This is a genomic window from Cohnella endophytica, from assembly GCF_003628305.1.
In the GTDB taxonomy this organism is placed as follows: domain Bacteria; phylum Bacillota; class Bacilli; order Paenibacillales; family Paenibacillaceae; genus Cohnella; species Cohnella endophytica.
This window is the reverse complement of sequence record NZ_RBZM01000001.1, coordinates 106,724-132,028: the sequence shown is the minus strand read 5'-3', so window position 1 is coordinate 132,028 and position 25,305 is coordinate 106,724. Positions and strand designations below refer to the sequence as shown.

Below are 25,305 nucleotides of genomic sequence, written 5' to 3'. Positions count from 1 at the left end.
AAAGTAGATTAATACATGCTTTCATACGGCAAATGCAAACCATTAATAAGGAGTGTTAGTAAAAAGTGACAACGAATACCGAAGAGCAATACGCAACAGCGCAACAGTACGTTCAATCCGTGTACGAAGCCGTAATCAAACGGAATCCGCACGAGAATGAATTCCACCAAGCCGTTAAAGAAATTCTTGATTCCCTCACTCCTGTATTTGCCAAACATCCGAAATATCGTAAAAGCGGCATCTTGGAGCGCATCGTAGAACCGGAGCGCGTCGTATACTTCCGCGTCCCTTGGGTTGACGATAGCGGCGTAACGCAAGTCAACCGCGGCTTCCGCGTACAATTCAACAGCGCGATCGGACCTTACAAAGGCGGTCTCCGCTTCCATCCTTCCGTAAACGCCAGCATCATCAAATTCCTCGGCTTCGAGCAGATCTTCAAAAATTCCTTGACCGGCTTACCGATTGGCGGAGGTAAAGGCGGTTCCGACTTCGATCCTAAAGGCAAATCCGACAACGAAATCATGAGATTTACCCAGAGCTTCATGACCGAGCTGTACAAGTATATCGGACCGGACGAAGACGTGCCTGCAGGAGATATCGGCGTCGGCGGTCGCGAGATCGGGTATATGTTCGGACAATACAAACGGATCCGCGGCGGACACGAAGCCGGCGTCCTGACCGGCAAAGGCATCATCTACGGCGGAAGCCTAACGCGTACCGAAGCGACGGGCTACGGCTGCGTGTACTTCGTGAACGAGATGCTCGAGTCCAAAGGCTTAAGCTTCCAAGATAGCACAGTCATCGTATCGGGTTCGGGCAACGTCTCCATCTACGCGATCGACAAAGCGAGCCAGCTTGGCGCCAAAGTCGTAGCTTGCAGCGACTCCAACGGTTATATCTACGATCCGAAAGGCATCAACCTTCATACGGTAAAAAGACTCAAAGAAGTCGAGCGCAAACGCATCAGCGAATACGTGATCGAGCACCCTCACGCGGTTTACACCGAAGGCTGCGACGGCATCTGGTCCATTCCTTGCGATATCGCCCTTCCTTGCGCAACGCAGAACGAGATCGACGAAGAATCGGCCAAGCTTCTCGTCGCTAACGGAGTGAAAGCTGTCGGCGAAGGCGCCAACATGCCGTCCACTCTCGAAGCCATCGAAGTGTTCCTTGAAGCTCGCGTGTTGTTCGGACCGGCGAAAGCGGCGAATGCAGGCGGTGTCGCGGTTTCCGCGCTCGAGATGTCGCAGAACAGCATGAGATTGTCTTGGACGTTCGAAGAAGTCGATGCCAAGCTGCACGGCATCATGAAGACGATCTATCAGAACAGCGTCAAGGCAGCCGAAGCTTACGGGCATTCCGGCAATCTCGTCGTCGGCGCGAACATCGCTGGTTTTATCCGCGTAGCCGAGGCTATGCTCGCTCAAGGCGTCGTATAATAAGTTAATTCGACCGACAAACCTGTCCTTCCGCGGATGGATAGGGTTGTCGCTTACGAGTAACTGCGATTAAGCAATTTTTTTCCCCATGCGAACGAAAAAATCCGGATTAGTTGCTCTTGAGCAACTAATCCGGATTTTTTGTTAGTTCGAACTTTAACGTCCGCTTATTGTTTAACGATCTTGGACGGATTGTTCACCTTGTAAATAATCTCTTTGTTGAACTTCTTGTCTACGACTTTACCGTCGAACTCCAACGCGTCGCCGACTTCGAGTCCGAGTCCCTTAAGCGTGTTGCTGTAACCGCACCAAGCGTCGCCTAACGTCAACGGCGCTTCCCCGAGTACGACCACTTCCTCCAGCAAAATCACTTCGTCGTCGGTATCCGAGAACGGATTCGCTTTCGTTGCGAACTCCTTGATCTTCGCCGAGAATTTGACCTTGTCGACCGGCAGCTCCAGCTTTTCTTTTTTCGCCTTGGGTTCTTTAGGCGCCTTAGGCTCCTTCGGCTTCTTGGCAGGCTTCGCCGTAGGCTCTTGATCGGCCGAACCTGTCGCAGCTTCATCGATCGGCAACCCGGACGGCTCCGCTTCCGCAGTATCCGTATCCCCTGCCGGAAGTTCCTTGCCGAAGCTGCCGCTCTGCATTTCTTTTAAATAGGACGGATGAATGCACGTCAAGTTTCCATCCTCGAACTCGATGACCAGAATGTTCAACACGTTGTATTCCAGGTAGCCCTTAATCGTTACCAACCGCTGAGACGCGGCACCCTTGTACCAGAACTGTTTTTTCGGCGCTTTGCCGAACAGCCCCCAGCCCCGGCCTTTGTCCGCGTATTCTTCTTCGTCGGCGAATGTGAAATATTCGTCTTGCGGCGGGTAATAGACCATTTCGTTCGTCTTCGTCGCTTCTATGTCGCCCATCCTCCTATAGCAAGTCCATATACTTGCTAGTATAGCGAAAATAGGCGAACAGTTCTAGGCGCTGCTTGATTGAAGATAATCCCTGGTTGGACGGTTGATCCGCTTGATCAGCTCCGGCAAGGCTACGCCTAGGATGACCAGAACGACCCCGGCCCATTGCATGAAGCTTACATGCTCATGCAGAACGACGGAAGATAGCATGACCGCCACGGGCAATTCGGATGCGCCGAGAACTCCGGTCATGCCTTCGCCGATATGCGGTACTCCGACCGCGAACAATACGGGCGGCAAGAAGGCGCCGAATAACCCGAGCAATGCGCCGAACATCATCAGATCGCCCCAGATCAATCCGTTGATTAGGAAAGTCGGCGGGAACAAAATAAACACGAACAACATACCGCCGGTGATCATCCAGCTGCTGCGGTTTGCCGGATGCACGCCCGGAACGGCTTTGCCGCTAAAGAGAATAAACAAGGAGTAGCTTACCGCGGACAGCAGTCCGAAAATCACGCCGATCCAGTTAAATCTGGACAAGCCTTCTTCCATAATTCCGGCAGCCAGAAACGTTCCGCCGAACAAAACCGCAAGCGTCACGAACATGATCCCGTCAGGCCGTTTCTTCTGGCCGATCGCATGCATAAGTACGCCGATCCATGTGAATTGGAAGAGCAGTAGAATGGCCAGCGAATTCGGAATATATCGCAAGGACTGATAATAAAGCAATCCCGTTATAGCGGTAGGCGTTCCAGCCGCCATTAAGATCAAACGTTGTTTCCAAGTCAGTCTCGGACTCGGCGTCTGCTGTTCGGACGATGCCGAACCTCCGGAAGACTGCTCGTTCCGTTGTTTTCTTTTTTGGCGAAGCTTGGTGAAGAGCACTAATCCCCACGCCAGTATGCAGCCTGTCAATAACTGGCTCCCAACGACTTCTCCCAACTGGTAGCCTTCCCCGTAAGCTTTGACAACGATCGTCGACAGAATCCCGTAACAAATTGCGCCTAATAATACCGATAATAAATATTTCATCTCTAAGATGTCCTCCCTTGTGCTATTAACCGATAAAACAAAAAACTTCCTAACTTGGAATACGGAATCGAAAAATCCGATCCCGATATTCGTAGTTAGGAAGTTAAGGCTTCCCGTAGAAACCCTCACCCTGAATTCGTGAGGTTATACGAATGAATTGTAGTCGTTCTATAAGCAACAGGACGATTATTGCACGAGCGCTTGTTTATTGTCAATAGGGTTTTAATGCATCCGCAAGCATCTTGGCATAGAATTGCGCGCCTTCCCGTTTCAGGTGCGTGCCGTCTTTTTCGAAGAACGAATCCTTGCCCTTGCTTGCCGAATACCAATCCACGACCGTCGCGTTCGGATAGTCGGCCGATACTTTGTCGAGTGCGGAATTAACGGTGTCCTGCCAGTTCGTCGGAACTCGCGTATTCACGAGCAGCACCTGCTTCGCGCCGCTTAAGGAATCCAGCAGCTTACGCAATTGTTTGCTATTAAAGGAACCGTTCGTCCCTAGTTCGATCACGATACGATCCCCGAGCTCCCCGTTTTCTTTCAAGAGGTCGATCGTTTCTTGGGCTTTAGTCATTTGTCTGCCGATTTTGCCGTCGACGACGATTCCCGGCAAAAGCTTATGCAAATAAGGTTCGGCGTCCAGAATTACCGAGTCGCCGATGACCGTGATGCCTTTCCCGATCCCCTCTTCCCCCGGTATGAGATCAGGTTGATGCGGCTTACTCGGCTTTTCTTCATCCTTGGTGATAATGCCGCCCGATGGCGGCGATGTGACTTGACCGGAGTCCGGTTTCGGTTTCGGACTTGGCTTAGGGCTCGGTTTAGGGCTCGGTTTAGGGCTCGGTGATGAGCTTGAATTCGGCTCCGGATCCGAGTCCTTCACAGGCTGTTGCGGTTTGTTATCGGAAGCGATCGGAATATCGCCGATCTTTCCGGGTTGATCGACCACCTCGTGCGAATTCAAGTCCGTTTGGGGCGTAGAATCAAGCGTCGAATCCGCGGACACCGGCTCGTTCAACCTGCTGTTCGCTGAGACGTACAATAACACGATTAATACGAACGTAACGAGCGCGATTGGACGAATTCGAAGCTGAGGTCGCAACCGAAGCCGTTTCCAAGTGCGCCCAAGCGCGCCGTGACGAATCGGTTGCTCCACGAATCGCCACGACAGAGCGGCAAGGAGAACCGTAGCGGTTACTTGCATTAGCGCCCTCGTCGCATCGAAGCCATTCGTGTTCACTGCCGGATTCGTGAGTGCGATAACGGGAAAATGCCAAATATATAAACTGTAGGAACGAACGCCGATCCATCTTAGCGGTTGCGTACCGAGCAATCTGGCCAAGCGGCTGTCCGGATTCGCCAGCGCCGCAATGAGGATCGCGGATAGAACGGATAAGAGTACGAAGCCCCCATAATAGAGGAAATCGCCATATTCTGCCGTTCTCGCGATCATTAAGAAGATACCGACCAAGCTAAGAGTCGCCAGAACGTCCAGCAATCTTCCGAATCGAGGATTCGCTTGGCTTTTCAAGCTTCGGCTCGGCCATGCGATGGCGAGCGCGGCTCCGATCAATGGAGCGAACACCCGGGTGTCCGTGCCGTAATAGACGCGACTCGGATCGGTGCCGGGAACGTAGAGCAGCGCCATCGCGGCCGCCGACGCCGCCGCGACGATAAGAGTAAAGAGGATCAGCTTGCCCCGTCGCGGAGCTAGTCGGAGACCGACTAACAGCAAGAACGGCCAAACGATATAAAATTGTTCTTCCACGGCAAGCGACCACAGGTGGCCGATCGGAGACGGAGGTCCGAAGCTTTCGAAGTAAGAAACCTGGTGGAAGATAAGCCACCAGTTGTTAAAGTACAGCAATACCGACATAAAGTCTCCTCGCAGGGAGACTAATCGATCGGGGTCGACTAGCAAGAGCCAGAATGCGACGAGAACGAGCATCGCGAACATCGCCGGCAGCAGCCTGCGGGCTCTTCTCGCCCAGAAACGTTTTAGGTCGATGGAGCGGTTCGACCGCCATTCGTCGACCAATTGATCCGTAATGAGATAACCGGACAGAACGAAGAAGACGCCAACTCCGAGTAAACCGCCGGTCGCCCATCCGAATCCAAGATGGTAGGCGATCACGGCGATGACGGAAATCGCCCTCAACCCGTCCAGGCCAGGCATGTAACGACCGCTACGGCGAGGCTGTTCAGGCATCGGAATGACCTCCTTCGTCCCTGTAAGAATATGATCTCTCGATGTCGTTCATGCTCTTCATTCCCTCTGTATGAATAGTGCTATTGGCTAGTCATAGGGTAGACGGATTAGGACGAGATAAAGTTGTTGTCTTTTTCGATAAAAACGATATTTTTGTTTCGTTAATTATTGGAAACATCTGAAACGCGCGAAAGAAGCTGCCCGAAGGTCTTTTAAGACCCTTCGAGCAGCTTCTAAACGGTAAGAGGTTATTACAATAGCGTTAATTACGGAAGCGGTTTGCGGCCCATGAACCCTTCATGCAAGCCATGATAATGCATGACGCGTTCCTCGCCTTCCTTCCAGCACATAAGGACGGCTTGTCCATCCAATATCGCGGGGAAATCGAGTAGGCCTGGACTGATCATCTTCAACTGCACGCCTTTACGCGCAAAATTGTCCATGAGCATTCCCGCTTCCATTCGCATGAATTCGATTCGGCTCTCCCTCTCGAAGTACGGGTCCTCCCCGCTAACCGCACTGTCGGGAGATTGGCGATGGATCGATTTGACTTGCTGCAATTCTCGATATTGCAGCTCGATATCGGCGGCAAGCTTCTGCAGCGCTTGCAATTCTTCGATTAATTGCGGCAATAACTCGTTGGCCTCTTCCAACGTGAAGAGTTTCTCATTCATCGTTCCTTCACTCCCGTCATCGTGCCGCCCGGCACCGTCCATGGTCACCGCAGCTGCGTTCTCCTCCCTATTTTACCATGTACCGACGCTCAATCCTAACGCATCCGATCCAGTCTATACTTTAACCGGCATGAGCTGCTCCTCGTCGGTCTTCTTCCCTTTGCTCAGGAAATAAACGAGCGTCAGTAGCAGGAACACGATCAAATACGCTCCCAGTCGCGCCGCTTGGAGCCACATATGACCGAAATCCCCGCTTGAGATGACGTCGCGGAATCCGCGAATGCTGTACGTCATCGGGAATAACGGATTCATAGCTTTCGCCCAACCCGGCAGCAATTCCAGCGGGAACGTTCCCGCGCTGGAGGTCAATTGGAAAATCATGAGCAGCAACACCACGAATCTTCCGGGAAGATCGAGCCACGTCACGATGGCTTGAACGACGAACATGAAAGTTAAGCCTACGATCGCCGTGTATATGAAGAACAAGGGAACGCTCTGCACCTTCACGCCTAACGCGTAGACGAGAATAATAACGACGATAAGAGACTGCGCCAGGCTGAGAAGCCCGAACGTCAGCATCTTCGTGAAGAATAACGGGAATCCTCCAGCCCCTTCGACCAACGATTGCCGAGCGGACACGATCGTCGTAAAAACGAGAGCGCCCGCGAATAAAGCCATCGAGATGAAGTACGGCGCGATTCCGAATCCGTATATCGTTACTTTGCGCTCGTCGATCGTCTTGATCGCGACCGGTTGGGCGAGCATCTTGATCATCTCGTCGTTCGCTTGCAACTTCGACGTTGAACTGGCCGCCTCGCCCAGCTTATCGTCCAACTCGCCCGATCCGTTCGCAAGTTGGACGGCACCCTCGCTTAATTGCTTTGCCCCGCTATCGAGTTTGGCAGCACCGGAAGACGCGCTAGCGATTCCATCCGCCATCTGCCGCAACCCGCCGCTCAGTTGTTTCGCCCCGCTATTGACTTGCTTTCCCCCTTGAGCCAGCTTATCGCTGCCGGTTACCAACGAAGAGAAATTAGCATTATACGTCTTGATTCCGTCGGATAACTGCTTCTGTCCGGCTTGCAACTCCGTTGCCCCTTGAAGTAACTGAGCGTGCGCACCGCTAAGATTCCGGCTTCCATCCATCAGGTTCTGTTGACCCGCGTCCAGGCCTTGACTTCCGGCAAGCAGCTTCTTCTGCGCGGCAAGCAGATCATTGGCGCTAGTCGAGACCGCTTGGCTAGCGGCTAACAACTCTTTTAATTGCGGATTGTCGGCGAGTTCCTTGTTTGCGTCCATCGCCTGCTGCAAACCTTTCGCGACTTTCCCGCTTCCATCGGTCAGCGCTTCGATCCCCGATATCGATGCGCTTAACCCTTCCTTCAACTGCTTGCTTCCGGTAGCCGCGCTTTGAATGCCCGAAGTCATTCGATCCGCTCCGTCCTTGGCGGACTCGATGCCTTTCTTCAATGCGGCGGCTCCCCGTTCCGCCGTTGAAGCGCCAATCTCTAGCTTATTCCCTGCGTCGGACAGCTTGCGGGCGCCTGCGGCAAGCTCCGATGCGCCGCTGCCGAGCTGCGAAGCCCCGTCGCTCAGCTTATCCGCACCGTTAACAAGCGAACCGGTCTTACTGTTTAGTTGGCCCGTTCCGGCCGCGAGTACGGACATATTCATCGCCAGTTGCTTTAACCCGTCATCTAACCGTATCGCACCCGTATGTAGTTGCGTCGCTCCTTCGCTAGCCGCGCTTAACCCGCCGGATAAGCTTTCGAATTGCGCATAGATGCTGCGCGAATACGCCTCTGTCAAATTATGGGATAGCCTCTCCCTTAACTCCTTGGTCGCGTTCTCGCTGATCTGGCCGGCTACGAAGTTGTAATAACTGTTCGATTCGAATTCCATCTCCGCTTGCTGCGGGCGATCGCTGGATAACGACGCTACTTTCTCGGAGAAGTTCGGGGGAATCGTTATCGAGGCGTAATAGTGATTACCCTTCATCCCCTGCTCCGCTTCGGACTCGCTTACGAAGTTCCAGTCGAAGCTCGCGTTATTTTTCAATTCTTGTATGAAATCCTGTCCGACGTTCATCGTCTTGCCTTGCGAGATCGTTCCTTTGTCCAGATTAACGATCGCGACCGGTAGTTCGTTCAGCTGGCCGTAAGGGTTCCAAGTTCCCCTGATCAAAAATCCGCAATACAGAATCGGAACGAAAGCAACCGCGACGAACGACAAAACCATCATCGGCCGGCGAATGAAGTTCGCGAAAGATTGCTTGAAAATCCGTAAGGATTTCATGTATTGCCCAATCCCCTCTCCGTGCTGCTCTAACTACGTATTCGACTCGTTTCGTTTATCGCGTCTTTGGCGACGTATCGCGATTGACGTCACGTTCCCCATCCGCCGGAACTTCCTCGGGTAACCGTTTGGACGCGCTCGGCACGTCTCTTTTCTTGGCGTTAACCGTCTCGGAGGAAAAGACCTGCACCGACACCACTCCTCCGAATACGACCGCGCGAATAAGGATGGGAACATTGTACTTGTTCTGGAACACGAAATCGGGGCCATACCAGCTCACCGTCGCATCGCGCCCGGGGGGGACGTAAGGAACATTGCGACTATGGGAGTACCGCTGGACGATTTCCATGCCCGCCCGGTCCACGGCATTGTAGAGGGTGGACGAGATTTGGCAGATGCCTCCGCCGATTCCTTCGGACACTTCTCCTCTAACGATAATTTTGGCGTTCGTGTAGCCTTTCTCGGCGGAGCGAATGCCGACAGTCCGATTAAAAGAAAACGTCTCCCCCGGGAACACGTATTGGTTATTGATCGCCTTGGCCGCGAGAACGATATTGTTCGATCGGTTCTTGTTAGAGGAATTGAAATAGGTCGTATATTGGCCGATCATTTTTTCCTTTAGAGTCGATAATAGCTCGCTGTCCACCTTCGGATAGATCGCCCTTTGCGGCGCTTCCAGCGTAGCGGCATCTCCTACTACCATGAAGCCGAAAAACCGTTGCGAGAAAACGCGCCGATCCAGTTTGTATCCCATTCGTTCGGGAACGATGCCCATTCCCGCGTCGAGCGATGCGTTAACGGGAGGTCGATATACGATTTTATCGATCTGGTCGACCAGCCGATTAAGTCGATCGGTATTTACGACCGGAGACCCCATCGCCGGCAAACCATAGTCCGATCTGCGCACCTGAGCTACTGGCGTTCCCTCTTGCGTAATCGTTAATTGTTCCGGCAGCGTCGCGATTTGTCCCCCTAACACGAGCAAACCAGCGATTCCACGCAATATCAAACTCCACTCCTCCCCTTCGGATCATCTTTTAAGTGCTTCTAATAACGTTCGTCTTATACGATGGGATTATCCAACATAATTGGAGGTCGAATCGACGAGAATAAGTAACAAGAACGGAGGGATCTTGGAAATGGGTCGTTCGAAAGCCTGCAGGATTACGTTATTTGCGTTCATGATTTTATGGGGGGCGGTCGCACAAAATAGAGCGGTCGCGATTTCCGCTAGAGCGTCAGACAATCCAACCGTCACGATCGTAGTGAAGTCCAGTTCGCGAGCGGAATCTTATAGCACGATGACGGTAAACAGTCCGCGCTTAGCGAAAGCGATCGCCCGCGCGGAATACGAGAAGACGGACGGCTTGTCGAAGAAGATCGCTTGGCCGGACGTCGAGGTCATCTTGCAAGCGGCCTCCTCCCCGCAATCGATCGTGCTTCGAATCGAACAATCGGGAACCTTGTTCGACGAATCGTCTTCGCGCAGGCTGATCCTCTCTAAACCTTACTCCGAACGGCTGCGGAAATACGCGGAGGCATTGCGCGGCGCGCATTACGGGGAACTCGTACGATGGGAAGAAGCTAAATCGATCGTGAAGCGGAAGAGCATCATTACCGTCACAGATCTCGAGACCGGACTGTCGTTCCGCGTGCAACGCCGGGCGGGAAGCGATCATGCCGACGTGCAGCCGATCTCCAAAGAAGACTCGAAAATCATGAAAGGAATTTATGGCGGCCAATGGAGCTGGGATCGTCGGGCGATCGTCGTCGGCTCGAACGGGCATCGAATCGCCGCTTCCATGAACGGAATGCCTCATGGCGGGGACGGTATTCCGGGTAACGATTTCTCCGGGCATTCGTGCATCCACTTTCAAGAGAGCACGTCCCACAAGTCGGACGTTCCCGATCCTGCGCACCAGCTCATGGTAAATAAGGCCGCAGGCAATCTGCAGCCTTATCTGGATTCCGCATCCCCGTTCGTTATCGCGGCAAGCTTCATCGAAGCGTTGCATCAGCGCGATATCGAATTGTTGAGGCAGATATGGAAGGACATGCCTCAGGAAACGGCCGCTTATTACGAGGGGATGATGACTACTCTGACCTCGATCCGGATTAAAGCCGATACGCTCAGGAAAAAACCGAAAGAGGCCGGTGAACAAGAGCTTTCGGCTACCGTCGATGTTCCGATTACGATCTATGGGAAAGGGAAGTCCGGGCGCGGGTCGACTTACAGGTTCGCATTTAATCGGGAGTCTCCGGAGGCGCCTTGGCGAATAGCCGGCATTAGCCCTCCGGGTCCCGGGTTAGGTCACTCCAGCTTAATCCCGTAAATTTTGCCTCCGCGGGAGGCGACTACCGCCATATCGTTATAAATCGCGGGAGATGCTTCGATGTTCGTTCCGATGTTCAAGCTGCCGACTTGTTTGCCGACGCTTGCGTCGATGACGGCCACTTGGCCGGTGGAGTTTGCTTGGATCAAATAGGCTTTACCGCTGCTTGAATAGACGTCAACCGGAGACGACCAAGCGTAATCCTTCATCGGAAGCCTCCAAGCTTCCTTGCCCGTGGTTTTGTCCAATGCCACGATAAGGCCTCCGCTGAACGTTCCGTAGCGCGCGATCGTAAAAACAACGAGGTTGCCGATCGACTTTTTGCCGATTACGGGCGTGGCGAGAAGACCGCCGTTTACCGGATGCGAGCCGAGGAGCGAGAAACACTCGTATTTTTGTTGCCAAACCGTTTGACCGGTCAGACCGTTGATTTTCCGAATATAGGAGTAACCTTTCTTGCCTTGCTTATCGACCTCGGTGCCGGAATAGAGATACGGAACCCCGCCCTCCGTCTCGACGACGATCGTCGCATCCGTGTCGTCAATCGGTGCCAGATTCCATAACGGCTCATGCGTCTTCACGTTCATGGCCTGCAAGCTGCCGCCGTTGTCCGCGAAAAAAACTAGATCGCCGTAATTGGCCAACGAGTTCTCGATGCCTTGATAATTGTTGCCTGGAATTTTATAACGGTATTTGCTGATTTCCGGATCGATCGTCAGCTTCTTATGAGCGGGGTCGAAATTCGTGTTTAATTTGAGATGATAGACGAGCCCGTTTTCGCCGCCGACCGTTAACGTATCGTCCAGCCGATTGAATAGAGCTGAGCTGTCGAACGCCCCCCATTTGCGGTAAGCATAAGGGTCGATTCCGTTCACTCGGAGAAGCCTCTTCTGGTCGATAAGGCTATATAGGTTAAACCCGATCGTCCCATTCTCGGGAATTCCCTCGCCTACGTATAACAGCGGGTATCCTCTCGCGTCGACCGACACGCTGCCTTTGATCGGGTTTCCGACTTTGATCGGATTGCGCGTCTCTTCCCCGGTGTCGAGATCCAAGAAATAGACGTAACCGTCGAGCGATGCGTAAATGACTTCCGTGAAACCCGGTTTTGCGAGGAATTTCGATTTGACGTTCATCGTCTTAAGGACTTCGGATGACCATTTCACGATTGCCGGTTGCCCCGTCCACCCTGCTCCTCCGCCCCATGAACTCGACTTCGTTATTTTCGTCCAAGCGATCTTCGGCTGAAACTTCGTCATATCGACCGTGCCGAATGATGGCGCAGTGCGTTCATTCGTGCCGCGAAACGTGAGAATCCCCTCCACGTCCGTGTACTTCTCAGGGAACGCTTGCGCTTGTTGCGGACTCTTATTCCACTGATGAGTGAACTGGCTACTTGCCCATGCAAGCGTTGGCGACGAGCAAACGAGGGCTAGTGCGATTATTAGCGTTTTCGTGCCGCGATTCATTCTATCTATTCCCTCCAGTCGGTAGGCTAGATAGATTGTAACCAGACGGCTTCGAGAAGCTTGTCAAACGGTAGGCGTGGAAATGGGGAAGCTTTGTCGGTTTGTAATGAAACAAATCGTATCATTAGAGATGATTGCGCACGGAGTAAAAACAATGAACTAAAAATATAAAAAAGCGAATATTATAGCGGCAATGGATGAACAAATGAATCGTTATCGCACTCTCCAACGTAACAAAATCCATGATATAAAATGAGCTCAAACATTGCGCGATTTTGACTCAGGGCATTGGTGTTCGCACCCGCACTCGGGTAAAATAGGAAGTAAGCGAAGGAGGCGATAACGGCGTGTCGACGGGTAAATGGTCGGACCGGATCAAGTGGATGTTGCTTAATCAGAAAGTCATCCTGTTCTTGGTCGTTATTTTATTAATCAGCTTGAATATTTTCGTGTTGGACAAAGTATCTTACATATTCCATCCGTTCATCGTCATCCTTGAAACGGTATTCTTGCCTTTTATACTCACGGGCGTAGGTTTCTACTTACTTAATCCGATCGTGGATTTCTTCGAGAAGCGGGGAATTAGCCGGGGCTACATGATCGCCGTTCTCTACCTGATTATCGCCACCGCGATTACGGTCGTTATCATGCGGGTCGTTCCTCTGCTAAGCGATCAAATCTCGGGTTTGATTACGCAGTTCCCCGATTATAGCCAGGATGCTCAAGCGAATTTCGAAGAATGGGTCGGCAGCGATTCTTTTAACCAAATTCAGAACACGCTCGGCATCGACACTTCGAAGCTGGCGCACGATTTCTCAAACCAAGTCTCCACCGTATTAAGCAACGCTTGGTCCGGCCTCGGCGGTCTCGTTGGCAGGATTACGCACACGATTCTCTCGATCATCACCGTGCCTCTCATTCTGTTCTATCTGCTTCGTGACCGAAAAAAGCTTACTCCATTCGTTCTCGGCTTCGCGCCGACGGCGCTGCGCGCTCGTTCGCTCAGAGTATTGCTGGAGATGAATCATCAGATCAGCTCGTATATTCGCGGCCAGATCGTCGTCAGCTTCTGCGTCGGTTTGTTGCTCTATATCGGTTATTTGGTTATCGGCCTCGACTACTCTCTCGTGCTCGCGGTAATCGCGGCCTGTACGAGCGTAGTTCCATATTTGGGACCGGCCATCGCCATTATGCCGGCGCTTGTCGTCGCGGTCGTGACGTCCCCGTTCATGCTCCTGAAGATGGCGATTATCTGGACGATCGTGCAGGTCATCGAAGGAAAAGTCATCTCTCCGCAAATTATGGGCAAGACGATGAAAGTGCATCCGATCACGATCATTTTCGCGATTCTGACCGCCGGCAATTTGTTCGGTCTCGTCGGCATCATTCTCGCGGTACCGGGTTACGCGATTCTTAAAGTAATCGTCACGCATTCGTTCCAATGGTTTAAGGTTAAGACGGGACTCTACGAACCGGTGGATGACGATTCCGCCATCGTCGTCGAAGCAGGAGTAGACGCGGAGAAAATATAAGTTTGTGGGAGCCAGCATACAGTGTTCTGGCAGGAACTTGTTGCAGCGATTTGAACGACCACAAGCTTGTTAGTGTTCTCGCAGAACCTTACTTCGGCGAATTGAGCCACCTCAGGCATGTTAGTGTTCTAGCAGAACCTTAATTCGGCGAATTGAGCGACCTTAGGCGTGTTAGTGTTCTCGCAGAACCTTACTTCGGCGAAATGAGTAACCTCAAGCGTGTTAGTGGTCTGGCAGAACCCTACTTCGGCGAAATGATCAACCCGCTTGGATTATCCTGAGGCATATTGCGGAACAGGGTTCCGTTATTTCGGCTGAATGGGCTTGTTCGAGACTAATAGCGGAACGTGGATCCGTTATTTCGGCTGGTTGGGCTTATTCGAGGCATATTGCGGAACTGGGTTCCGTTATTTCGGCTGATTGGCTTTGTTCGAGGCCAATAGCGGAACAGGGTTCCGTTATTTCGGCCGTTCGGGCTTGTTCGAGGCTAATAGCGGAACAGGGTTCCGTTATTTCGGCTGTTCGGGCTTGTTCGAGGCTAATAGCGGAACGTGGTTCCGTTATTTCGGCTGATCGGGTTTGTTCGAGGCTAATAGCGGAACAGGTTTCCGTTATTTCGGTTGATTGGGTTTGTTCGAGGCTAATAGCGGAACAGGGTTCCGTTATTTCGATTGATCGGGCTTGTGCGAGACTAATAGCGGAACAGGGTTCCGTTATTTCGGCTGATTGGGAGCACAGTGTTCTGGCAGAACCTTACTTCGGCGAATTGTAAAAGGGTTGAGCAGATAAACTCTGGCTCAACCCTTTTTGCCTCAAGGAACCTTCACGACGAACGGAACGACGAAGACTTGGCCGTTGCGTTGGAACTGTCCCCATATTTTATAAATGCCGCCGTGTGGGAATGTCGTGTTGAACTCGGCGTCAGGCCCTTTCGCGTCTTCGACAGTAGGGTGTACGTGCAAGTAGTTATTCGCATCTTCGCTTAGAATAACGACATGTCCGACCGCGCCTAGATAAGGCTGCAGATCGGTAATCGGCTTGCCTGTCACGGCATCCGTCATATGGAACGTTAATTTCGTTTCATTGCCGGCGACTAATCGGTCGAAACCTAATTGAACCTCTACTCCGTCGATCGTCTTCTTCAACTCGCGATCCAGCACGATTTTCTTCGGAGCGGGTGCCGTTCCCACCACTTCGACCCACTCGCTCTGAGTCGTGGCCTGTCCTCCGGAAGGAACGTAATCCGCGATCAGCTTATAGGATCCGGCAGCAGGGAAACGCGTCGTGATCACGAATTTGCCCGCGCCCTCATAGGTCGGATGAATATGTTCAAAAGAATAAAGATCCTTGCTGACAACGATCAGATGCATCGGTTTCTCGTGGTTCAGATCGAACTTCTGCACGGGTTTGCCTGCGTCGTCGTTAATCTGAATCGTTAGCGTCGCATTCTGATCCGGTAGCAACCGATCGACGTTCCACTCCCATTCCCCGCTAGTCGTAGGCGTTTCTTCGGACATGTTCATACCGCCGTGCTCCCCGTGCCCGTTCCCGCTTTCCATACTCCCATGAGCCATTTTATCGTGGCCGCCTTTACTTCCGCACGCCGTCGTAGACACGAGCACCATGGCAAGAAATGAAAAGAACACAAACTTTCGCATACCGCTTCCAACCTCCGTATATTTACAGCTTTACTCTTTGCAGTCGGAGCGCGTTCAACACAACCGATACCGAGCTAAGCGCCATCGCCGCTCCCGCAAGCCAAGGCGCGAGAAATCCGCTCGCCGCGATCGGGATGCCGACCACGTTATACGCGAGTGCCCAGAACAAATTCTGCTTGATGTTCTGCATCGTTCTCCGGCTCATCGCGATCGCGTCCGGAATGCTATTCAGATCGCCGCGCATGAGAGTCACGTCCGCCGCTTCCATAGCCACGTCCGTTCCCGTCCCGATGGCCATTCCGATATCCGCGGTCGCCAGCGCCGGAGCGTCGTTGATTCCGTCCCCGATCATCGCCACTTTCTTGCCGGCAACCTGCAGCTTCTTTACTTCGTTCGCTTTGCCTTCCGGCAATACTTCCGCCAACACCTCGCGAATTCCGGCTTGCTCGGCGATCGCTCTAGCCGTGCGTTCGTTGTCACCCGTAATCATGAGAACTTGAATGCCTAAATCCCTAAGTCTATCAACCGCCTGCTTCGACGTTTCCTTGATCGTGTCCGCAACGCCGACGGTCGCCGCATACACTCCGTCTACAGCCACAAGCATCGCCGTTTTTCCTTCCTGCTCCATGTCGGACATCCGCTGTTCGGCGGCCGAGATATCGACCCCATGCTCGCCCATCAACTTACGGGTACCGATCAACAGTTCACGTCCTGCCACGAACGCGGTCACGCCATGTCCCGGAATCGCTTGGAACGATTCCGATTCCACAGCCTCGACCCCGCGAGCTTCGATGCCCGCGACGACCGCATCCGCCAGCGGATGCTCCGAAGGGCGTTCCGCCGCGGCGATCCATGACAGTAAAATGGAATCGAGATCCTTGCCGTTCGCCCCTTCGATGTCCGTAAGCACCGGTTTCCCGTTCGTAACCGTACCCGTCTTGTCGAGAACGACCGCATCGATACGGTGAGTCGCTTCCAGATGCTCGCCGCCTTTGAACAGAATGCCCAGCTCCGCGGCACGGCCGGACCCGGCCATAATCGAAGTCGGCGTGGCAAGGCCAAGCGCGCATGGGCAAGCGATGACCAGCACGGCGATCGCTTTCTCCAGCGCGCCGGAGAAGTTGCCGCTATCGACCGCGAACAACCAGACAAGGAAGGTAACGATGGCGATCCCAACGACGATCGGAACGAAAATGCCGGAGATGACGTCCGCCACCCGCTGAATCGGCGCTTTAGAACCTTGCGCTTCCTCTACAACCTTAATGATCTGCGAAAGCACCGTATCCCTGCCGACTTTCGCGGCACGAATTCGCAAGCTCCCGTTCGCGTTAACGGTCGCTCCGATAACCGTGTCTCCCATCCGTTTGTCGACCGGAAGGCTCTCTCCCGTAATCATCGACTCGTCTACGGAGGTAACGCCATCGACCACTTCGCCGTCGACGGGAATTTTCTCGCCGGGCTTCACGAGTACGAGGTCGCCGACTAGAACTTCCTCGATCGGTATTCGCGACTCGATCCCTTCGCGAACGACAAGAGCCGTTTTAGCCTGTAGCCCCATCAACGTCTTGATCGCTTCCGATGAACGCCCTTTCGCCATTAACTCGAATAGCTTGCCCATCAGGATAAGTGTAATAAGCACGGAGCTGGTCTCGTAATACATTTCGACTTCATGATGGCTTGTTATCGACTCGAACGTCAGATATAGACTATAGAAGTAAGCCGCGGAAGTGCCGAGCGCGACGAGAACGTCCATGTTCGCGCTCCCGTTGCGCAATGCTTTATAGGCGCCCACGTAAAAAGATTTGCCGATGACGAATTGAACGGGCGTCGCCAGAACGAGCTGGAACCACGGATTCATGAACAATTCCGGCACCCAAATCCACGAAGTAAACGAGAAATGACCGACCATCGCCCATAACAACGGCAACGATAAGATCGCGGATACGAGCAGCTTCCGTTGCTGTTTCCGAACCTCTTGCTTCCGTTCGTCGCGGAGATCCGAAATCTTCCGTTCCTCCTTCGGCTTCGCGTGGTAGCCAAGCTGTTCGACCTTCTTGATCAGATCGGGAACCGATACGCTATCCGAACGAAAATGGACTTGAGCGGTTTCCAAAGCCAAGTTCACCGTCGCCTGGGATACGCCTTCCAGTTTGTTCAATCCTTTCTCGATTCGGTTCGCGCAAGCGGCGCAGGTCATGCCCGTTATTTGCAGCGATGCCTGTTCGTTATCGGAAAACGTCGTTTCCATCTTGCCCATCGTACTCGCCGTACCCATCGTTTTCACCTTCGATCCGATAATTATACCCATATAGGGTATATTGAAGAGTAAAAGAGAGGGGCCATCGACGATGACCCCGAGAGCATTCCTTATACGACGTCGTAGCCTTGATCTTCGATCGCTTCTTTAATCGCGTCAACCGATAGTTTGGCAGCTTCGTAATCGACCGTGACCGAACCGCTCGCCAGATCGACTTTGGCGTTCGCGCCAAGCCCCTTCACGGCTCCTTCGACCGAATTTACGCAATGACCGCAAGACATTCCTTGTACTTTTAACGTAATCGTAGACATCTTAATCCCTCCGAATGTATGTCATTATTTCATTAATTTATTAACCGTAACGAGCAACTCGTCGATCACTTCGTGTTCGCCGGATTGAATTCTGTCGATAACGCAGCTCTTCATATGACCTTCCAGCAAGAGCCTCCCTACGCTATTCAGCGCGGACTGAACGGCGGCTATCTGGTTTAGCACGTCGTCGCAATAAGTATCTTTCTCGATAAGACCCTTAATTCCGCGGACTTGCCCTTCGACCCGATTAAGACGTGAAATCAGGTTCGATTTCATTTTGTCCGAATGATGGCTCTTTCTTGCATTTTCCGTATGGCAATGGCCGGATTCCGGTACTTCGGAAGACTCCGTCGACATGGTCACCTTCTCCTTTCAACCTACCTCAACATACCCGCAAGGGGTATATTTATATTCACAATATACCCCCGTTGGGTATATTGTGTCAAGCGGTGAACCGATTATTCTCGAAAAGATTATTTCGACGCGGTGCTCAAGCGGATTTCCACGCAAGTTCCTTCACCTTGCTTACTCGTAATCTGCATCGTTCCTTTATGATTGGCGATAATTCGTTGGCTGACCATTAAGCCGAGTCCGTTACCCGTTGCTTTTCGCGTGAAGAAAGGCTCGCCGAGCCGCGCCATATCTTCTTCGGAAATTCCGCGCCCCTCGTCGATAAACCGGATAACGACAGCCTCTCTGGACGGGGCGTAATCCAATTCGATCGTAATCGTCCCGCCTATGCCTTCCATCGCTTCGATGCTATTCTTGATCACGTTGAGGAATACCTGCTTCAGTTGATTTTCTTCGCAGACGAGCATCGGAACGTCATTCCCGTACAGTCTCTCGAACTTGACGTTGATCAAGTTCGCTTGCGAATCGAGCAGAGCGATCATGTCGTCAAGTAACCTTCTGATATCGATCGGTTGATAACGGTTCACCTGCGGCTTGGCCAGTACGAGGAATTCGCTCACGATAAAATTAATACGCTCGAGCTCGGACAACATAATATCCAAGTAAGCCGGGGACAGAGAGCCCTGTTGCTTGTTCAATTGAACGAATCCGCGCAACGTCGTAAGCGGATTGCGAATCTCATGGGCAACCCCTGCCGCCAGTTGTCCGATGACGGATAACTTCTCCGTGCGACGGATGACCTCATCGCTTTGTTTACGGGCGGTAATGTTCCGGCAGATCTCCGCGATCGCCACGATTTCATCCTGATTCCCTCTGATCGGCGAAACCGTAATGCTGACGTCGATGAATTGCCCGTCCTTCCGTTGCCTCATGGTCTCGAAGTCCGTAATCGACTCTCCTTGCTTGATCCGTCCACGGATAGCAGCGTATTCCGACATCTGATTGTCCGGAACGTGTTTCAGTTCGTGGTGAAGAACCTCCGAGCTGCTCCAACCGAACATCGTCTCGAACGCGTCGTTCACCTGTATCACTTTTCCGTCCAGATCCGTTACATGAATGGCGTCCGACGTATGCTTGAAAAACGATTCCAAATATTCCTTCGTACTCCGAAGCTCCTCCGCCGAGTCCTTTAATCTCCCCATGTAGGATTGAAGATTGTTCGCCATCGTATTCACGCTAAAGGTAAGGTGACCTAGCTCGTCCCACCTGCGAATCGCGATCGGACTGCCGAATTTCCCTTTTGCCAGCTCGTTAACGTTATCCAAAATATAACGAAGCGGTCGAATGAGAAATCCGGCAATTACGTAGCTCACGATCCAAGCAGCCACGACCAAGCACAAGGAAATCATACAATTGACGAACAGTTGGTGGTTTAGCGAAGCTCGTATCGAGCTATAGTCGAAGCTTACGCCGACTACCAACGGTTTACCCAAGTTGTTCAACGGAATAAAGCTTTTCAGAAGGCTCTTGCCCGACGCCTTAGATCTCGACGTTACGGACTGTCCCGTCTCGACTGCCTCGCGAACGTTCTCCGCGTCGCTTTCCTCGTCTTTCAGCTTGTACTCTCCGAACGGTACCGGCCGCACGTCCAAGTTGCGAACGATTTTTCCCTTCTTGATCTTCAGGATTTCGGGTTTGCCGAAAAACTCGGGATCGAACCCGGACACTTCCAGGATATCCGGATTGTCCGCAAGCAGTCTGCGAATAATCGAATTGGTACCCGTATTGTTCTCGTAATCGAGAAAAACTTGCGCGTTGACGTACGGGTTGATCATATAGTCGGTCGTGCCGTCGTAGTAATTCCCCCACTTGTTCACGTGGGACGGATCGGTCGTCGAATATTGGTAGGGGCCTGACCAATAATGAGCCAGCGTCTGCCCCTTCGGAACGGTAACGCTTTTCAGGTCGAACAGCTGATTAAAAGCCGTGTACCAATAGTCCCACGTCTTCGAACTTTGATTGATTTCCTCGGGCGCCGAAGATTTCAGCACGACGATATCGTTAACCGTTCGTTTCCAGAGTGAAATATTATCAACGTCTAACTTCTTGCTAAGAGCGATTAATTGTTCGTTCGTGACATTATCGATATGGGGATCGAGCTCGCTCTGGACGGCCAAAGCGACCGCGCGAAGCTTCTCCCCGAGCGTTTGCTCCATTTCGTTCTTCGATTTCTCGGCGGCTTCCAAGTTGGCGCCGATCTGTTTGGCGAACGTCATCATCCGTTGTTCCGCGTTCGACTGGAGATCGGATTTCGACGAGTAATAGAAAATCGAAATGTTAAGTCCTAGGATGATCGTAACTATGATGGTAATGAGTAAGGATAGCTTTGCTTTGATCGTCAAAATACTTGCCTCCGCGATTGGTCAGAAATGTCTACTACCTTATTTGATATTTTACGACAAACTCCTCTATTATACCGCAACAACTTCGTTCCATATGACATTTGTCATATTCGAATCCTTACACTTATGACTAACGTCATGAACGGCATGCCTTTACAATAGAAATACGATAGCGCTCCTGCTACCAACATCAAGCGAACGCTCACAACTCGAGGGGGATCTTATGAATAATAAGAATAATAATCCTAACCAAGCGCAATTGAAAAAAGGCGTCGCGCCTTACGAAAAAGCAAACGCGAAATCAAGCCTAAGACAGCTACTGAATACCCTGCTCCCCTTGTTCATACTATGGGCTGCTGCTTATATGAGCTTGTCCGTCTCCTATTGGTTGACGTTACCGTTCGTCATTCTCGCTTCGGGATTCGTCATTCGCAGCTTCATCATCTTCCATGATTGTTGCCATCAATCGTTTTTCAAGAACCGCAAGGCGAACGAGATTCTCGGAACGATCACAGGCATCATCACCATGTTCCCTTACCGTCAATGGAAACGGAGTCACTCCATCCACCACTCGACGAGCAGCAATCTCGACAAGCGAGGCATAGGCGATATGTGGTTAATGACCGTAGAAGAATACGCCGCCGCTTCAAAATGGAAAAAAGCCTATTACCGCTTCTATCGCAATCCGCTCGTCATGTTCGGAATCGGTCCGATCGCGGTATTCTTGGTCGAATATCGCTTTAACGTCAAAGACGCCAGACGCGGAGAACGCATTAGTACGTGGGTGACGAACGCCGGAATCCTCGCGTTATACGGAATTCTTTGTTGGGCGTTGGGGTGGCAAAACGTACTGCTCGTTCAATTGCCGATCTTCTGGTTGTCCGGCGCTCTTGGAATATGGTTATTCTACGTACAACATCAATTCGAGGATTCTTACTTCGAGAACGAGGAAGACTGGAGCTACGTGAAAGCCGCCGTCGAAGGCAGCTCCTATTATAAATTACCGAAGCCTCTGCAATGGCTTACCGGCAACATCGGATTCCACCATGTCCATCATCTGAGCCCGAGAGTGCCGAATTATCATCTGGAAGAAGCCCATAACGCCGTTCCTCCGTTGCAGCATGCCACGACGATTACTCTTCGTCATAGTCTGAAGTCTTTAAAATTCAAGCTGTGGGACGAACAGAACAAAAGATTCGTAAGCTTTAAACAGTTTAAGCCGCTAATCGCTACAACGAGATCTTCAACTACCTCGACTCCGCCGTTCGGCAACGAAGTCGCCTAATCCTTTTCCCTTACGCGCCCCGGCTTTATCGGGGCGCGTTTGTGATAAACTAGAAGCGTATAGGTTTACCGAAATCGATGAGCATAGGAGAGTTACCAAAGATGTTGAAGTCTTGGAAGAGGTTGGCGGTATTCCAGAAGACCCCCGGAATTAGCCCTTACGTCTGGCTGATGTTTATCATCTTGCCTTTCTATTTTATATTCCGCGCCTCCACCGATCTCGAGATCGTGTCGGGTATTGTGCTGATCATTCTTTTTTTCATCTGCTACCGCTTCACGCTCAATGCCAAGGGCTGGCAGATGTACGTCGGAACAAGCGTCCAAATCTTGATATCCATAGCGATGACCCTTTTGTTCAGTTACGCTTATTTTTCGTTTTTCCTGGCCTTGTTCATCGGCAATATCCGGAACAAAGCCGGATTCATTACGCTCTATACCATACACATCGTAACGAGCTTTATCGCCGTCAATCTTGGATTCATTATGCAGGACAAATTTTTCATTACGCAAACTCCGTTTATTCTCATTAACTTACTTGCGCTCATCCTCCTCCCACTCGGCAACTATAACCGCAACAAGAGAGGCGAGCTCCAAGAATTGTTGAAGGATACCAACCTGCGGATCGCCGAGCTCGTGAAGCTGGAGGAAAGGCAGCGTATCGCGCGCGACCTTCATGATACGCTTGGCCAGAAACTTTCCCTAATCGGCTTGAAGAGCGATCTCGCCCACAAGCTCATCGTCAAAAACCCGGACCGAGCCCGCGCGGAGATGAAGGACGTTCAACAAACGGCCAGAACCGCGCTTAAAGAAGTCCGATTGCTCGTATCGCGTATGCGCGGAGCGAGGCTTGAAGACGAGATTCCCCGCATCCGGCAGATGCTGAATGCCGCGCAGATCGAGTTCCGGTATCAAGGCGGCGAAAGACTTTCCGGCGTGACGCTACTGGCCGAGAACGTGCTCGGCATGTGCCTGATGGAAGCCGTCACCAACGTCGTAAAGCATAGCGAGGCTACATGCTGTACGTTATCGTTCGAACTTACGGCTACCAAAGTCGTCATGCGCGTTCAAGACGACGGCATTGGCAAGCCCGGTTCGTTGAACTTCGAGCAAGGACACGGCTTGCAAGGAATGAAGGAAAGATTGGAGTTCGTCAACGGGACGCTCGATATTTCGACTGGCGCGGGAACGACGATCGAGGCGTCGATTCCGCTTATCGCCAAACATACGGACAAGGAGGAGAATGAATGATCAGAATCGTTATCGCGGAGGATCAACGGATGTTGTTAGGGGCGTTAGGATCATTATTGGATCTGGAAGAGGATATGGAAGTCATCGGCAAAGCGCAGGACGGAGAACAAGCGATCGAACTCGTGCGCCTTCTCCGTCCGGACGTATGCATCATGGACATCGAGATGCCCGGGAAAAGCGGGCTCGAAGCGGCGGAACAATTGAAGGCGGATGATTGCAAGGTCATCATCTTGACGACGTTCGCCCGCAGCGGCTATTTCGAACGCGCAATGCGCGCAGGCGTAAGCGGGTACTTGCTGAAGGATAGCCCTAGCGACGAGCTTGCCCATACGATTAGAAGCGTTCTGGCCGGCCGATGCATCTACGCTGCCGAGCTCGTTGACGAAGCTTACGGCGGAGACAACGAGAACCCTTTAACGGCAAGGGAAAAAGAAGTCATGGAACTCATTGCCGACGGGAAGAACACGAGAGAAATCGCGACGGAGCTCTTTCTCACCACCGGAACGATCCGGAACTACATATCCATTATCCTGGATAAGCTAAACGTCAGCAATCGCGTGGAAGCCATTAAACGATTTAACGAAAAAGGCTGGTTCAAGTGATAGCTTGAAGCCAAGAGTTGAATTAGCAATGAAGAAAATTACGCAATCAGCTTCTCGAAGTCTTTCTTCATGATATTTTTGACAAGCCCCGACCAATTCGAGTTTGCGGGGCAATATTTCGTGGCGATTTTCTCGATCGTCGTATAGCCCTTGCCGACGTAATTTTTGGAAAGCAGCTGTCCGAACTTGCGCACGCTGTCTCCCTTCGTCTCGAAGCTGAACGCTCGATTATGCGCGTCGCCGGTAATCGCGTTAAGCCCGAACAGATTATTTTTGCTGCGCGCCAATTTACTGCTGCCGTTGCCGCTCTCCAGCTTCATGACCGCAATCGTAAACAGCGCATTGATTCCGTACTGCTCTTCTACCTCTAGCACCGTCTCTTCTAGTCCGTTTCCTGCCAGAGCCGTTCCGTCGAAGATGCGGGCGACGTCTTCCTCGGACAAGCCCGAATCGGTTCTTACCGTTGAGGTCGGTTTAACCGGATCCTCGTTGTCGTCCGCCGCATGTTGCAGGGATAACGGTTTGACCGGCGTCGGAACTTTGAGCGCTCCGACCGGAACCGACTTAACGGATTGAGCCGGCGGCATGGCTTGCGGATTCGGCTTCTCCGTATCCCCCGCTTCCGTCGCCGCTAGCGATTCGCTCTTCGCAATCTGCTTTACATTCTGCGATCTGCCTGATATCGCTACTTCCGCTCCCACGATCAATCGTGTATATTCCGCGTGTACGTAACCTCCGCCATTAATTCTAAGCCATCCGTTGTCCGTCCTCTTGACGATTTCCAGCTTCGTGCCTTTCTTTACGACCTTGATTACCTTCGATGTGGAATAGGCATTGGCTCTAACGTTTAAGTAATAAGCCGTTACTTCGTATGTACTCATCGTCGGGACGGGGACGGAAGCGGAGATCCTGACTTCGCTCATCATGTTCTTGGCGATCTCCGGAGGTGCAATAACCGGATCGTCTGGCGGCTCGGCGAGCCTGCTTTCGGGAGAGAAGGAGGTCTCCGGGGAACTTATCGTCAAAGGGGGTTGTTGAAGTTGGAGAACTTCGGACGAGGAGGACGCGTCGGAATTGTTGGAAATAGGGTTCGCGGAGTACGCGCGCACGCCCAAGGTGAGGATCAGGGCCAGGCCCAAAGCATAAATAAACAATTGCCTAATGGATTTCCTACGCATGACTACACCTCTTTCTTCAAATGGTGAAGGCTATTCGCAGTAATGTACGTATGATTGTACCTATATGCGAATGAAAAGCTTGTCATTCTTTCAGCGAATAAAACTTGTGTTTTT

20 protein-coding genes and 1 riboswitch are annotated in these 25,305 nt (G+C 52.0%); of the genes, 7 read left to right on the top strand and 13 right to left on the bottom strand.

Features of this window, described 5'->3' with window-relative positions; genetic code table 11:
• Nucleotides 1-65 precede the first annotated feature (65 nt).
• Entirely contained in the window at nucleotides 66-1,439 is a 1,374-nt protein-coding gene (gdhA, locus tag D7Z26_RS00720) for an NADP-specific glutamate dehydrogenase (protein ID WP_120973810.1), read from the top strand.
• A gap of 167 nt (nucleotides 1,440-1,606) precedes the next feature.
• Here the strand turns inward: gdhA and D7Z26_RS00715 are convergent, their stop codons facing one another.
• The 6 genes from D7Z26_RS00715 to D7Z26_RS00690 form a co-directional block, all read right to left on the bottom strand.
• Nucleotides 1,607-2,362, bottom strand: coding sequence for a hypothetical protein (locus D7Z26_RS00715; RefSeq protein WP_120973808.1), 756 nt, complete (start codon nucleotides 2,360-2,362; stop codon nucleotides 1,607-1,609).
• A gap of 54 nt (nucleotides 2,363-2,416) precedes the next feature.
• Nucleotides 2,417-3,388, bottom strand: a complete 972-nt coding sequence (locus tag D7Z26_RS00710; protein WP_120973807.1) for an EamA family transporter — start codon at nucleotides 3,386-3,388, stop codon at nucleotides 2,417-2,419.
• Between the two features lie 72 nt (nucleotides 3,389-3,460).
• Nucleotides 3,461-3,560, bottom strand: a riboswitch (purine riboswitch).
• 39 nt (nucleotides 3,561-3,599) lie between these two features.
• Complete coding sequence (locus tag D7Z26_RS00705) at nucleotides 3,600-5,597, bottom strand: acyltransferase family protein (RefSeq protein WP_120973805.1); 1,998 nt, start codon at nucleotides 5,595-5,597, stop codon at nucleotides 3,600-3,602.
• Nucleotides 5,598-5,863: 266 nt separating this feature from the next.
• Nucleotides 5,864-6,271 (bottom strand): DUF2203 domain-containing protein, encoded by a 408-nt coding sequence (locus tag D7Z26_RS00700; protein WP_120973803.1) that lies wholly within the window; start codon nucleotides 6,269-6,271, stop codon nucleotides 5,864-5,866.
• A 114-nt stretch (nucleotides 6,272-6,385) separates the two neighbouring features.
• Nucleotides 6,386-8,566 carry a YhgE/Pip domain-containing protein gene (locus D7Z26_RS00695; RefSeq protein WP_120973801.1) on the bottom strand — a complete coding sequence of 727 codons (2,181 nt, stop codon included), beginning with the start codon at nucleotides 8,564-8,566 and terminating at the stop codon, nucleotides 6,386-6,388.
• Between the two features lie 55 nt (nucleotides 8,567-8,621).
• Nucleotides 8,622-9,575: a VanW family protein gene (locus D7Z26_RS00690; protein ID WP_199731629.1), complete on the bottom strand. Its 954-nt coding sequence runs from the start codon at nucleotides 9,573-9,575 to the stop codon at nucleotides 8,622-8,624.
• A gap of 130 nt (nucleotides 9,576-9,705) precedes the next feature.
• Between D7Z26_RS00690 and D7Z26_RS00685 the strand changes: the two genes are divergently transcribed.
• Nucleotides 9,706-10,899 (top strand): hypothetical protein, encoded by a 1,194-nt coding sequence (locus D7Z26_RS00685; protein WP_120973799.1) that lies wholly within the window; start codon nucleotides 9,706-9,708, stop codon nucleotides 10,897-10,899.
• Here D7Z26_RS00685 and D7Z26_RS00680 read toward each other — a convergent pair.
• Complete coding sequence (locus D7Z26_RS00680) at nucleotides 10,878-12,368, bottom strand: outer membrane protein assembly factor BamB family protein (protein ID WP_120973797.1); 1,491 nt, start codon at nucleotides 12,366-12,368, stop codon at nucleotides 10,878-10,880. The two genes, D7Z26_RS00685 and D7Z26_RS00680, sit on opposite strands and share 22 nt — an antisense overlap.
• Before the next feature lie 383 nt (nucleotides 12,369-12,751).
• On the opposite strand from D7Z26_RS00680, the gene D7Z26_RS00675 reads away from it, so the two are divergent.
• Together D7Z26_RS00675 and D7Z26_RS27225 are read left to right on the top strand one after the other, a co-directional pair.
• Nucleotides 12,752-13,900 (top strand): AI-2E family transporter, encoded by a 1,149-nt coding sequence (locus D7Z26_RS00675; protein ID WP_120974324.1) that lies wholly within the window; start codon nucleotides 12,752-12,754, stop codon nucleotides 13,898-13,900.
• A gap of 426 nt (nucleotides 13,901-14,326) precedes the next feature.
• Complete coding sequence (locus D7Z26_RS27225; protein WP_158602141.1) at nucleotides 14,327-14,473, top strand: hypothetical protein; 147 nt, start codon at nucleotides 14,327-14,329, stop codon at nucleotides 14,471-14,473.
• A gap of 239 nt (nucleotides 14,474-14,712) precedes the next feature.
• On the opposite strand, the gene D7Z26_RS00670 is transcribed toward D7Z26_RS27225, so the two are convergent.
• From D7Z26_RS00670 to D7Z26_RS00650, 5 genes are all read right to left on the bottom strand, one after another.
• The gene (locus tag D7Z26_RS00670; protein ID WP_120973795.1) at nucleotides 14,713-15,558 is read right to left on the bottom strand and encodes a hypothetical protein; all 846 of its coding nucleotides are present in this window, start codon (nucleotides 15,556-15,558) and stop codon (nucleotides 14,713-14,715) included.
• Between the two features lie 22 nt (nucleotides 15,559-15,580).
• Nucleotides 15,581-17,833 carry a heavy metal translocating P-type ATPase gene (locus D7Z26_RS00665; protein ID WP_407643467.1) on the bottom strand — a complete coding sequence of 751 codons (2,253 nt, stop codon included), beginning with the start codon at nucleotides 17,831-17,833 and terminating at the stop codon, nucleotides 15,581-15,583.
• A 92-nt stretch (nucleotides 17,834-17,925) separates the two neighbouring features.
• Nucleotides 17,926-18,126 carry a copper ion binding protein gene (locus tag D7Z26_RS00660; protein ID WP_120973793.1) on the bottom strand — a complete coding sequence of 67 codons (201 nt, stop codon included), beginning with the start codon at nucleotides 18,124-18,126 and terminating at the stop codon, nucleotides 17,926-17,928.
• A 24-nt stretch (nucleotides 18,127-18,150) separates the two neighbouring features.
• A complete protein-coding gene (locus D7Z26_RS00655; protein ID WP_120973791.1) occupies nucleotides 18,151-18,483 on the bottom strand; it encodes a metal-sensitive transcriptional regulator in 333 nt (110 codons plus the stop codon).
• A gap of 116 nt (nucleotides 18,484-18,599) precedes the next feature.
• Nucleotides 18,600-20,879, bottom strand: a complete 2,280-nt coding sequence (locus D7Z26_RS00650) for an ATP-binding protein (RefSeq protein WP_233566537.1) — start codon at nucleotides 20,877-20,879, stop codon at nucleotides 18,600-18,602.
• Between the two features lie 223 nt (nucleotides 20,880-21,102).
• Between D7Z26_RS00650 and D7Z26_RS00645 the strand changes: the two genes are divergently transcribed.
• The 3 genes from D7Z26_RS00645 (at nucleotide 21,103) to D7Z26_RS00635 (ending at nucleotide 24,013) form a co-directional block, all read left to right on the top strand.
• Nucleotides 21,103-22,164: a fatty acid desaturase gene (locus D7Z26_RS00645; RefSeq protein ID WP_120973789.1), complete on the top strand. Its 1,062-nt coding sequence runs from the start codon at nucleotides 21,103-21,105 to the stop codon at nucleotides 22,162-22,164.
• A gap of 104 nt (nucleotides 22,165-22,268) precedes the next feature.
• Nucleotides 22,269-23,411: a sensor histidine kinase gene (locus D7Z26_RS00640; protein ID WP_120974318.1), complete on the top strand. Its 1,143-nt coding sequence runs from the start codon at nucleotides 22,269-22,271 to the stop codon at nucleotides 23,409-23,411.
• The gene (locus D7Z26_RS00635; protein ID WP_120973787.1) at nucleotides 23,408-24,013 is read left to right on the top strand and encodes a response regulator transcription factor; all 606 of its coding nucleotides are present in this window, start codon (nucleotides 23,408-23,410) and stop codon (nucleotides 24,011-24,013) included. Before D7Z26_RS00640 ends, D7Z26_RS00635 begins: the two co-directional genes overlap by 4 nt.
• A gap of 38 nt (nucleotides 24,014-24,051) precedes the next feature.
• On the opposite strand, the gene D7Z26_RS00630 is transcribed toward D7Z26_RS00635, so the two are convergent.
• A complete protein-coding gene (locus D7Z26_RS00630; protein ID WP_120973785.1) occupies nucleotides 24,052-25,191 on the bottom strand; it encodes a glucosaminidase domain-containing protein in 1,140 nt (379 codons plus the stop codon).
• Between the last annotated feature and the right edge of the window lie 114 nt (nucleotides 25,192-25,305).